General features: G+C 50.6%; 10 protein-coding genes. All 10 read right to left on the reverse strand.

Going from position 1 to position 11,560, the window contains the following annotated elements; all coding sequences use genetic code 11:
• Position 1 precedes the first annotated feature (1 nt).
• Genes murG through mraZ form a run of 10 tightly spaced genes read right to left on the reverse strand, consistent with a single transcriptional unit; the run spans position 2 to position 11,186 of the window.
• Positions 2-1,066, reverse strand: a complete 1,065-nt coding sequence (gene murG, locus FJ444_RS16035; RefSeq protein WP_140959923.1) for an undecaprenyldiphospho-muramoylpentapeptide beta-N-acetylglucosaminyltransferase — start codon at positions 1,064-1,066, stop codon at positions 2-4.
• Positions 1,059-2,381, reverse strand: coding sequence for a cell division protein FtsW (gene ftsW / locus FJ444_RS16040; RefSeq protein WP_140959925.1), 1,323 nt, complete (start codon positions 2,379-2,381; stop codon positions 1,059-1,061). Before ftsW ends, murG begins: the two co-directional genes overlap by 8 nt.
• Entirely contained in the window at positions 2,378-3,694 is a 1,317-nt protein-coding gene (murD, locus tag FJ444_RS16045) for a UDP-N-acetylmuramoyl-L-alanine--D-glutamate ligase (RefSeq protein ID WP_140959927.1), read from the reverse strand. The genes ftsW and murD overlap by 4 nt, the downstream gene beginning before the upstream one ends.
• Positions 3,694-4,776 carry a phospho-N-acetylmuramoyl-pentapeptide-transferase gene (gene mraY, locus FJ444_RS16050; RefSeq protein WP_140959929.1) on the reverse strand — a complete coding sequence of 361 codons (1,083 nt, stop codon included), beginning with the start codon at positions 4,774-4,776 and terminating at the stop codon, positions 3,694-3,696. Before mraY ends, murD begins: the two co-directional genes overlap by 1 nt.
• Complete coding sequence (murF, locus tag FJ444_RS16055; RefSeq protein ID WP_140959931.1) at positions 4,770-6,188, reverse strand: UDP-N-acetylmuramoyl-tripeptide--D-alanyl-D-alanine ligase; 1,419 nt, start codon at positions 6,186-6,188, stop codon at positions 4,770-4,772. The genes mraY and murF overlap by 7 nt, the downstream gene beginning before the upstream one ends.
• Complete coding sequence (locus FJ444_RS16060) at positions 6,185-7,714, reverse strand: UDP-N-acetylmuramoyl-L-alanyl-D-glutamate--2,6-diaminopimelate ligase (RefSeq protein ID WP_140959933.1); 1,530 nt, start codon at positions 7,712-7,714, stop codon at positions 6,185-6,187. Before FJ444_RS16060 ends, murF begins: the two co-directional genes overlap by 4 nt.
• Positions 7,704-9,482 (reverse strand): penicillin-binding protein 2, encoded by a 1,779-nt coding sequence (locus FJ444_RS16065; RefSeq protein WP_140959935.1) that lies wholly within the window; start codon positions 9,480-9,482, stop codon positions 7,704-7,706. Before FJ444_RS16065 ends, FJ444_RS16060 begins: the two co-directional genes overlap by 11 nt.
• Complete coding sequence (gene ftsL, locus FJ444_RS16070) at positions 9,479-9,799, reverse strand: cell division protein FtsL (RefSeq protein ID WP_140959937.1); 321 nt, start codon at positions 9,797-9,799, stop codon at positions 9,479-9,481. The genes FJ444_RS16065 and ftsL overlap by 4 nt, the downstream gene beginning before the upstream one ends.
• On the reverse strand, positions 9,796-10,731 hold the full coding sequence (gene rsmH / locus FJ444_RS16075) for a 16S rRNA (cytosine(1402)-N(4))-methyltransferase RsmH (RefSeq protein ID WP_140959939.1): 936 nt from the start codon (positions 10,729-10,731) through the stop codon (positions 9,796-9,798). Before rsmH ends, ftsL begins: the two co-directional genes overlap by 4 nt.
• Positions 10,728-11,186, reverse strand: coding sequence for a division/cell wall cluster transcriptional repressor MraZ (gene mraZ, locus FJ444_RS16080; protein WP_140959941.1), 459 nt, complete (start codon positions 11,184-11,186; stop codon positions 10,728-10,730). Before mraZ ends, rsmH begins: the two co-directional genes overlap by 4 nt.
• Positions 11,187-11,560: the final 374 nt, after the last annotated feature.

Genomic DNA, 11,560 nt, shown 5'->3' on the forward strand with positions numbered 1-11,560 from the left:
ACTACTCTCCAATTACAACGTGTTCGCATGCGTCAGCCACCAGGCCTGCTGCGTTATGCGGTGCATACTGTTTCGCTTTATGCGCAATCAGGCTGCACTGCTGTGGATCATCGATCCAGCTTTGAATTAAACCGGGCAGCAATTCACTCAGTTTTGCCTGAGGCACCAACGCTGCCGCGTGATTGTCTGCCAGCGAGCGGGCATTTTGCGTTTGGTGGTCGTCTACCGCGTGCGGCAGTGGTATAAAAATGGCTGCCTTTCCCGCTGCTGCGACTTCGGCAACGGTAAGCGCGCCGGCCCGGCACACAATAAAATCCGCCCATTGATAGGCTTCTGCCATGTCATCAATAAATTCTGTCACTCTGACGCTAGTTTTACCGTATGCCTGCGTAACAGCATCGGCATTACCCTTGCCACTTTGATGCCAGATATTCAATCCCGATAGATTTTTGCACAATGGCGGGATCTGTTCGTTCAGAGGACGTGCGCCAAGGCTGCCCCCCACCACCAGCATATTCAATGGCAACTGTGACGTTGCCTTAACGCTCAAAGCAAGAATGGCAGAGCGAACCGGATTCCCCGCGTTCACACATTTTTTCTGCTGTTTACCAAAGTGAATTTTGGCCGACTCAAATCCCAGCATAATGCGCTTTGCCACTCTACCCAGTAGTCGGTTAGTCATGCCAGGTACAGCATTTTGCTCGTGAACCACCACCGGGATACCAAGGCTCCAGGCAGCGAGTCCACCTGGTCCACTGGCGTAACCGCCCATGCCCAGCACGACATCAGGCTTGATTGACTTAACCAGCTTACGTGCGGCAACCAGTGATTTTAGCAGTGCCCACAAGCCAGTTAGCCGGGCCTGAATACCTTTTCCGCGCAAGCCCTTAACCGGAATAAAGTGAATAGGATATCCATGCTGAGGCACTACCTGGGCTTCCATGCGTTCAGCCGTACCCAGCCAGTCGATATGCCACCCGCGTTTTACCAGGGTATCAGCCACTGCGATCCCCGGAAAGACGTGTCCTCCGGTGCCGCCTGCCATGATAAGACAACGCTTAGCCATGCTGCGTCTCCTCATCATCAAGTAAGCTGGCGTCTTCTGCCATATCCTCAGCACTTTGCATCGCTTGTTTTACTTTGGCTTTGGCTTCTTGCTTTTTACTGCGCCTTGCTTCCCGTTTAGCGTCGGCTTTAGCGCCTTTGGTGAGCGCCTGTACACCCGATACGCGTAATTCAAAATCAATGCGCAACAACAACGACACGGCGACCGCCATTACGATAAGGCTCGAACCGCCATAACTGACCAATGGCAGGGTTAACCCTTTAGTAGGCAGAATACCGGCACTGGCGCCAATGTTGACAGCGGTCTGAAAGCTGAACCAAATACCAATTGAATACGCCATGAAGCCATCAAAAGGCCGATCGCTGGCGAGTGCTTTGTTGCCAATTTGCAACGCTCGCAGTACCAGCCATAACATCAGCATCAACACCATCATTACGCCAACAAAGCCCAGCTCTTCTGCCAGGATTGCCATAACGAAGTCGGTGTGAGCTTCGGGTAAGAATTCCAGTTTCTGTAAGCTGTTGCCCAATCCTTGTCCAAACCAGTTTCCCCGGCCATAGGCCATTAAGGATTGTGTAAGCTGGTAGCCGCTGCCAAATGGATCGGCCCAGGGATCAAGAAAAGACGTTACCCGCCTTAAACGGTATTCCTCAAACACAATGAGCGCGACAACGGCCAGAATACCGACAAACATGAGTGCGAAAAACTGCCATAACCTGGCTCCGGCCAAAAAGAGCAATCCAATGGTGGTAGCCAGCATGACTACCACGGTACCCAAATCTGGCTGGGCCAATAGCAACAATGCCAGAATGAAGAACACGACCAGAGGCTTAATAAAGCCTTTCAGATTTTCAGTTACTTCGTCGTAGCGACGCACCAGATAGCCAGCCAGATAGCAGAAAAAGAACAGTTTGGCTGGTTCAGCAGCCTGAATGGTAATAGGGCCAATAGCAAGCCAACGGGTAGAGCCATTTACGTTGCGCCCGATCAGTAATACGGCAACCAGCAAACCGATCGCCAATAACAACATGTAGGGATTAGCGACACGCCAAAACTGCATGGGCAGTTGCACTACTACCATAGCGGCAATAATGGCAGCAATTAAATAAATACCGTGTCGAATGGCAAAATAAAATGGGTTGTCATGAATCCTGTCTGCAATCGGCATGGATGCAGAACACACAATGACCAGCCCAATTGCCATCAGCGCAAAAGCAACCAGCACAATACTGCCATCGAAAACAGGCTCACTGTGCACGGATTGATCGTGACGGGCAGAAAACAGCGACGCAAGCTGGCTGGTCACGGCGTTCATGCTGGCAGCTCCTGTATTGCATTAGCAAATACTTCGGCTCGGTGCTGATAGTTTTTAAACATATCGAGGCTGGCACACGCAGGCGAAAGCAGAACCGTATCCCCCGGCTGTGACATCGATGCGGCCAGCGCAACGGCCTCTGGCATGGTAGCAACGTAATGTCCGTTTGTAGCAATGTCGCTGAGCACTTTACCGTCACGCCCCAGTGCGATTACCGCATTCACGTGTTTATCGAATAACGGCTTAAGCGCGGTTAAATCTGCACCTTTCGCGTCGCCTCCGGCAATGAGTATCAACCGGCCGGCCAGTGTCGGACCCAGGCCAATCAGTGCGGCTTCCGTTGCGCCAATGTTGGTCGCTTTTGAATCGTCGATATAGGTAACCCCGCCTTTCACCGCGATTTTTGCACAGCGATGTGGAGCAGGTTTGAACGTTTTGACTGCCTGAGCTGCCTGCTCAACATCCACATTCAATACCGACACTAACGCCAGCGATGCTTGAATGTTTAGCGCATTGTGCAACCCTACAAGTTGTGTGTCGGCCATACGAAGTATCGGCTGACCGTTGTACAGAATAGTCTGTGTTTCACCTCGCCAGCCAAAACCGGTGCTGCACTCAGTTAAACCCGTTTGAATAACGGGTATAGCCGAATCTGTCGGCAGGGTTTCGTTGTCATCACGGTTTACGGCAGCGCACCGGGCGTGAAAAAATATCCGTTGTTTGGCAGCCCGGTAGGCATCTAACGTACCATGGCGATCCAGATGATCGGCAGACACGTTAAGTAAAGTCGCGGCGTGCAGATTAAGTGATTCGGTGGTTTCCAACTGAAAACTCGATAACTCCAGAACAGCAACCTCAGGCTTGAGCGACAGTGCGTCAAGCGCGGGCAACCCCACGTTACCTGCCGCAATGGCATTGATACCCAGTTGTTGAAGTATATGCGTAGTTAGCAGTGTAACAGTGGTTTTGCCGTTTGAGCCGGTAATGCCAATCACTGGGCATTGCACAGCCTGGGCAAAGAGTTCGATATCGCCAACCACTTGTACACCACTGGATGCCGCGCTCTGAATGGCAGGTAGCGCGGGTGAAATACCGGGACTCACCACCAGTACTTCCACTCCCTGCCAATAATTATCCGGTAATTCACCGCATACAACGTCAATAGTGAGCGTGTCAGGTATTTGGGCATGCGGGCGGGTATCCCACAGTTTCACCTGCTTTCCCTGATCCAGTAAATAACGCACGCAGGACAGCCCCGAGAGCCCGGAGCCTGCAACAACAAAATGTGTAGCGTTATTCAGTAAGTTATTCATTAGCGCAGCTTTAACGTTGCCAGACCAATCAGAACCAGGATCAGAGAAATGATCCAAAAGCGCACTATAACGCGTGGTTCCGGCCAGCCTTTTAATTCGTAATGATGGTGGATAGGCGCCATTCTGAAAATGCGTTGCCCACGCAGCTTGTACGACCCCACTTGCATGATCACCGAGAGTGTTTCGATAACAAATACGCCACCCATGATAATCAGTACAATTTCCTGTCTGACTAACACTGCAAGTATGCCAAGCGTACCGCCTAGCGCCAGTGAGCCTACATCGCCCATAAATACCATGGCCGGATAGGTGTTAAACCACAAAAAGCCCAGGCCAGCACCAACAATAGCCGTACACACAATCACCAGTTCACTGGTAAGCGGTATGTAGGGAATATTCAGATACGCTGAAAAATTCACGTTACCCGTAACGTACGCAAAAATCGCAAACGCACCGGCTACCAGAATGGTAGGCACAATCGCCAGGCCATCCAGACCATCGGTTAAATTTACCGCATTGCTGGTGCCTACTAACGCGAAATACACAATCGCAATATAGAAAATCCCCAACTGCGGTAGCACATCTTTGAAGAAAGGAACCAACAAGGCTGTTTCTTCCATTTGCTGTGCGCTGCTGTACAGGTAAAATGCAACACACAACGCAATGGCCGACTGCCAGAAGTATTTCCAGCGTGCAATCAGGCCTTTGGAATCCTTGCGGATCACCTTACGGTAATCGTCAACAAATCCCACAATGCCAAAAGTAACCACCACAAACAGCGTAACCAACACGTAACGGTTACTCAGATCTGCCCATAACAGTACGCTTGTTACTATAGCCGCAAGTATTAACAAGCCGCCCATGGTAGGTGTGCCCGCTTTAGACAAATGCGATTGCGGGCCATCGTTGCGAACCGTTTGGCCAATCTGCATCATTTGCAGCCAGCGAATCATCTTCGGACCAATTAATATGGCAATCAGCAGAGCCGTTAGTGTGCTCAGAATTGCACGCATAGTTAGATACGAAAATACGTTAAACCCAGTCTCAAACTGCGTTAGCCAGTCGGCGAGCCAGATCAACATGCAATTTTCTCCCGCCGACGATTAAGCTTTCCCAATGGGGATTCCTCCAGTGCTGTAATTACCTGTTCCATTTTGGCGCTGCGCGATCCTTTCACCAGAATAGTCAGGTCGCGTTGCTCACTACCCAAATCATTCACGATCGCCTCAATCAGCGCGGGCTTGTCGCTAAAGTGAAAGGCCCCTTGTCCGAAAGCCGTGGTGGCACTTTGGCTCAGTACGCCAACGGTATACAGACAATCCACACCGCGTTGCATGGCGTATTCGCCTACCTGTTCATGATAGTAACGGGACTGCTCACCCAGTTCAGCCATGTCACCCAGCACCAGTACCCGCTTACCGGCAAAGCTGGCCAGCGTATCAATTGCGGCTTTTACCGAGCCCACGTTCGCATTGTAAGTATCATCCAGTAAACGCACCTGGTCGGTAAGTGGCACCACTTTGAGGCGACCGCCTACCGTTTTCATTGCCAGCAAGCCAAATTTCACGTCTTCGAGTGTTGCGCCTACCGCCAGTGTCAGCGCAGCGGAGACCAACGCATTGCCGACGTTATGCATACCGGGTACCGACAAACGCACTTCTGCCGTGCCTTTTGGCGTATGCATAACAAATTCAGCACAACCATTTAAATCAATGGTGATATCTGACGCATAGTAATCGGCTTCTGTACTGGCTGAATCTGGCGCAAAGGTTTGCACTGGCTGATATTTGAGTTTACCCAACCAAAATTCTGCAAACTGGCTATCGCGGTTAACAATGGCCAGGCCGTTTTCCCCTAACCCTTTAAAGATTTCACTTTTTGCACGCGCTACGCCAAGCAAACTGCCAAAGCCTTCCAAATGCGCTGCGGCCGCGTTAACAATGGTGGCCACATTCGGTTTTACCAAATTAGTGGTATACGCAATCTCACCCAGGTGATTCGCCCCCATTTCAATTACCGCGTATTCGTGCTCTGGAGTAAGACGCAATAAAGTCAGAGGTACACCAATGTCGTTATTGAAGTTGCCGGCGGTTGCCAACACGTTTCCGCGCTGTGCCAAGATTGCCGCACACATTTCTTTCACTGTGGTTTTACCGCTACTGCCGGTTATTCCGATAGTTTTTGGCTGAACAGCTGCCTTCACAGCTGCGCCTAATTCACCCAATGCGGTTTTGGTATCGTCTACATAAATGACCGGTACCTGCGCAGCAAGCCCGGCAGCAATTGGTGTACTGGCGATGATGGCACTTGCCCCCGCGTTTACAGCGGCCTCAGCAAAGGCGTGACCATCAAAATTGTCACCCTTTAATGCCAGATACACGTCGCCCTGGTTCAACTGCCGGGTGTCGGTGCTCACCGCACTTACTGTAATATCGTTACCTTCCAGTCTTCCCTGGATCTGTTGTGCAATCCATGCCAGCGTGGTGTTTATCATTTGCTGCACTCCTGCTGCAAACGGGCGATCACTGCCCGTTCGTTATAGTTAATTCGATGCTTACCAATGATTTGATAATCTTCATGTCCTTTACCGGCGGCCATAATTAAGTCGTCTTTGTCTGCATGTGTCAGACAATAGCGAATGGCCTGCTCGCGATCGGGAATATCCATTGCCAAATCAGGCTGAGTGAGTCCGGCCTTGATGTCGTTGGCAATGGCTTGCGCCAGCTCTGAGCGACTGTTGTCTGTTGTGATCACTAGGTGATCTGCGCCTGCCTCTGCGGCCTGAGCCATGAGTGGCCGTTTTCCTTTGTCACGGTCGCCACCACAACCAAATACACACCACACTTTACCCGTGGTGTGACTGCGTAGTGCCGACAAGGCTTTTTCCAACGCATCGGGTGTATGGGCGTAGTCCACTACCACATTAGCGTGATTCGCAAACTCAAACACCTCTAGTCGACCGGGTACCGCATGCACTTGTTCCAGTGCACTAACCACATTGGCGAAACGCTCTCCCTGACATAACAAAGCAGCCGTTGCACTCATCAAATTAGCGATGTTAAATGCGCCTAATAACGCTACCTGCACCACAGTTGTCCCCCACGAACTCGCGAGTCTGAACTGACACCCATTGGCATGGTATTGCACATTTGTGGCAAAACAATAGCGCTGTTCGGGCAAATTCTGCGGTACTTCTGCCAACACATTGGTCCACACAACCTCTATGCGTTCAGCCGCCGCTTTCTGCCATGCTTCACTCGCCGGATCAGCCTGATTAAGCACAATCCGACGCATGCCTGGCAGATTGAGTAATGCGCGTTTGGCTTCAGCATAAGCATCCATTGTGCCGTGATAATCAAGGTGATCGCGGGTAAGATTTGTAAACACGCCGATGTCGGTTTTTACTTGCTTCAGGCGATCCTGAACCAATGCATGGGAGGACACTTCGTAGGCAACATGCTGTACTTCCTGTTGCACAAATTCGGCTAGCAGATACTGCATATAAATTGCGTCGGGAGTGGTATTGCCATTACTGGCCGGCGCATAGGAAGCCTCATCGCGGTAGATACCACTGCCTAGCGTACCAATCGACGCGGCGCGGTGACCCAACCGATGCTTCATTTGGGTAATTAATTGCACCACAGAGGTTTTGCCATTGGTGCCGGTAACACCAATAGTGGCAAGTTTATTGGCTGGATAATCATAAAACGCAGCAGCCAATGCAGACAGCAGTGTTCTTAATCCCCAAAAATGCATGATAACTGTGTGTTCACGCATAGTGATGTGGCCATGCTCGCTGGCGTCATCCGCTTCAGCAAGAATGGCCCTGGCCCCCAAACTGATAGCCTGAGGAATGAAATCACGTCCATCCTGCTGATGCCCTTTAACTGCCACAAACACCATTTTTGGTGTGACGTCACGGCTGTCCAGCGTTAAACCCTGAACGCGAATATCCGGGGCATTCACACCGAACTTCAACATCAATGCATGCAGACTTTGGGTAAAAGCACTAACCACCATGAGACACCCTCTCAATTACCTGCGTGGCACTCATTTGTCTGTCGTCCGGAGCAATATTAAGCAACTGTAAAGCGCCACCCATTATTTCTGAAAACACCGGTGCGGCAGTGTCACCCGCATGATACAAATCGCCACCCGGTTCATTAATCAGCACCACCGTTACAAGCTGTGGGTTAGTGATAGGCGCAACGCCGGCAAAAATATTGACATATTCTTCGCCGTAACCACCCGCGACTGCCTTGCGACTGGTACCTGTTTTACCGCCTACCCGATAACCGGGAATGCGCGCTTTCACCCCTGAACCGTCATCCTGGGTAACGGTTTCCATCATGGCCAGAATGGCCTTAGCATTGCTTTCGCTGATCACGCGTTCTTCTGCAGGTTTATACGCCGAAGACTCAGTATCACGCACAATATTTAACGGGCGCTTTATACCACCGGCGGCAATAGTAGCGTACATTCTCGCCAGTTGCGCGGTAGTCACCGATATCCCATAGCCAAACGACAACGTAGCCAACTCAAATTCCGACCAGCGATTGCGCTCGTGGAATATGCCCGTACTTTCACCCGGCATATTTACGCCGGTATCCGACATCAGACCCATGTTGTAATACGTATCCAGCAGGAACTGTTTGGGTACCGACAAAGCCAGTTTTGACGTACCCATGTTACTGGAATGCTGAATTATTTCGGCCAGGCTGAGCTTGCCGTAATTGCGAACGTCCTTAACCAGACTCCCCCCAAGGCGCATCCAGCCGGGCGAGGTGTCTACGATATCGTTAGGTTTTACCACGCCAAATTCCAATGCACTTAACACTGCCAGCGGCTTTAGCGAGCTTCCCGGTTCAAACGCGTCGGTGATCACGCGGTTGCGCATACGGTGGGGAGAAATATCACTGCGATCATTAGGGTTGAATGACGGAGCATTCACCATAGCCAGAATATCGCCGCTGTGCACATCTACCACGATGGCCGACGCTGAACTGGCCTGGTAATACAACATAGCTTCTTTAATTTGCTTATAGGCCAGTGCCTGAATGCGCTGGTCAATAGTAAGCGCCAGGTTGCCAGCGGCTTCGCCGTCTGTGCTTTCAAGTACTTCTACCTGGCGGCCTTTCGCATCGCGTCGAATCTTACGACTACCAGGCGATCCGGTTAACCAGTCGTCATATAACCGTTCCAGCCCTTCAATACCCTGATCATCTACGTTGGTAATGCCAATGAGCTGTGCACCTACTTCACCGGTTGGATAATAACGGCGAGATTCTTTGCGCAAATAAACGCCCGGAATATCAAGTTGCTCTACATAGTCGGCCATAGCGGGGGAAACCTGACGTTGCAGGTATACAAAGCGTCGCTGAGGATTGTCTACTTTGCTAACCAGCTCATCCACGTCCTGCCCAATGACTTCTGCCAGTGCAAGCCAGCGACGGGTCTGGTTAAGCGCATTGGCATCGTGAATGACTTTGGGATCGGCGTAAATTGCACGTACCGGTACGCTAACAGCGAGTTCCACGCCATTGCGGTCGGTAATCAAACCGCGATAAGTTGGCATGTTGCGGGTACGCAACGTACGGCTGTCACCCTGCTGGATCAAATCGTCAGGCTCGATTACCTGAATAAACGCGGCCCGCATGGCCAATACCAAAAACACCAGAATGATAACGCCCAGTACCACCAGGAAGCGCCATTGCATTGGGCCCGGCCGGTTATTCATTTTTGCGCCGCTGGTCTTTGACTTACTGGCTTTTAAGGTAATGGTAGTCATTTTATACGCACCACCACTTCGTCTTCTGCACCAGGGCGCTGCATATCCAGATGCTTCTCTACCAGCGCCTCAATGCGATTGTGTTCGGTGAGCGCACGCTGTTCTAATACCAGATTCCGCCACTCTACATCCAGGTCGTCCTTCTCGCGCATCAGCTGTTCTAATGCGATGTTTTGCTGACGATTATGGTGACTGCTCAGGATCACCGCCAGCGCACTTGCAATGACCGCTATAAACAACAAAACCCGCACTTTATGGCGGGTCAATTCGGTAACCAGGATGAGCAGTAAATTAAAGTTCGTCGTTGAGCTTGTCATCGTTTTTCCGCCACCCTGAGTACCGCACTTCGGGACCGGACGTTAACCGCCAGCTCATCATCGCCAGGCTTGATAGCCTTGCCTATCAACGTCAATACTTTATCTGCATCGATCTCCCGTTGGGTTAATGGCAAGCCGTGTGGAACGGCTTTACCTTTGCTTTGTTCCTTCATAAATCGCTTTACCAGGCGATCTTCCAGCGAGTGAAACGAAATCACCGCCAAGCGACCCTGAGGCTTCAGTATGGCGGTAGCGGCTTTCAAACCCACGCGTAATTGTTCCAGTTCGGCATTAATGTAAATACGGATGCCCTGGAAAGTGCGGGTGGCCGGGTGTTTGAATTTGTCTTTCACTGGCATGGCTTGCTCGATGATCTTCACCAGCTCAGTGGTACGGGTAATAGGCTTTACCTTGCGCTCGTTCACGATGGCATAGGCAATACGCTTACCAAATTTCTCTTCGCCAAATTCCTTAATAACCTGTGTAATATCCTGCTCATCAGCTTCTGCAAGCCATTCAGCAGCACTCAGGCCACGACTGGTATCCATGCGCATGTCTAACGGACCATCGCGCAGGAAACTGAAGCCTCGCTCGGCATCGTCTAATTGCGGTGAAGATACGCCTAAATCCATCAGCACACCGTCGATTTGCCCCGTTAATGACATCCCTTCAATAACGCTGGCCATATCGCCAAACGCAGAATGAACAATGGTAAAACGCTTGTCATCAGCAAAACGCTGGGCTGCTTCAATAGCCTGAGGATCGCGATCAAAAGCAATCAGGCGGCCGTTTTCGCCCAACTGAGATAAAATTTCACCGGAATGGCCGCCACGACCAAATGTGGCATCAATGTAGATCCCATCAGGCTTGATCGCCAGACCATCGAGACATTCCTGTAGTAGTACCGACGTGTGTTTGAAGCTGTCGCTCATAGAGAGAAGTCCTGTAGTCGCTCGGTCAGTTCAAATCCACCTGAACGTTCCACTTCCATATCAGCATCAATTTGCGTTGCCCAGATTTCAGCATCCCAAATTTCAAGCTTATTGAGTTGACCCACCAACATCACTTCTTTATCGAGTGCGGCGTGTTTGCGCAATGGCAACGACAGCAAGACGCGGCCGCTTTTATCCATTTCGCATTCTGTTGCATAACCCAGCAGTAATCGCTGCATGCGTCGTTCAGACGGGATCATGCTCGAAAACTTACTCAGTTTTAGTTCAATTTCTTCCCATTCGGGAAGTGGGTAAAGCAGTAAACAGCTTTGTTGTGTGTCAATAGTGCAGACCAGCTGTCCGTTGCAATCATCCAAAAGAGACTGTCGATACTTCGTAGGTATGGCCAGTCTCCCTTTTGTATCCAGATTGATTGCATTAGCGCCGCGGAACATTCCCCTAGCCTTTTTTATTTTGATCTTGTTGTTCTTGTTTTTGAGATCCGATCTGCAAAACCTTGATTATAGGATCCACTATTTACCACTTTTACCCACAATTGACAGTTTAGGTATCAATCCTTCCCACTGTCAAGCAAAAAAGACCCCGAATATGAGCGTGATTCCGACATCCAATTTCTGAATATTAAGGGCCAAAGCCGAAGTGGCTGATAACAAGTAAGAAAATGGAAAAGCCTGCGTAGAGGCAGGCTTTTTGCAGGAGGCTCAATTGACTTAAAATAATTTCGCGGGCTTATACCAATTCGCATAGAAGTTTGCTCACTCAGCAGCACTGGCAGGCTTTTTAGCTAGGCTTGGTTGCACAGGTTTGG

This window comes from Aestuariibacter sp. GS-14, assembly GCF_006494365.1.
GTDB lineage: Bacteria > Pseudomonadota > Gammaproteobacteria > Enterobacterales > Alteromonadaceae > Alteromonas > Alteromonas mangrovi.